The 265-nt window shown below is 46.8% G+C and carries 1 protein-coding gene; it reads left to right on the top strand.

Annotated features, from left to right (window positions below):
• A partial coding sequence (locus tag AAEY79_RS15215) for an enoyl-CoA hydratase-related protein (protein ID WP_352289313.1) occupies positions 1-265 on the top strand: 265 nt, incomplete at both ends.

The following is a 265-nucleotide window of genomic DNA, read 5'->3' as shown; positions in this document are numbered from 1 at the left end:
AGCCGACGATGTGAAAGGCTTGATTGTTACCTCAAGTAAAGGCGTGTTTATCGCTGGCGCGGACATTACTGAATTTGTTGCTTCTTTTAAGCAGCCTGAAGATGAGATTAAAGAGTGGCTGATTGGTATCAATGACGTCTTTAACCGTTTTGAAGACTTGCCGTTTCCTAAAGTTGCCGCCATTAATGGTGCAGCGCTCGGCGGTGGTTGTGAGATGACCTTGGTGTGTGAATACCGCGTCATGAGCGACAAAGCGATTATTGGG

The sequence above is a fragment of the Psychrobacter sp. GW64-MNA-CIBAN-0177 genome (assembly GCF_040309585.1).
GTDB lineage: Bacteria > Pseudomonadota > Gammaproteobacteria > Pseudomonadales > Moraxellaceae > Psychrobacter > Psychrobacter okhotskensis.
The sequence above is the reverse complement of the archived record's forward strand: the minus strand, read 5'-3'. Positions and strand labels throughout refer to the sequence as shown.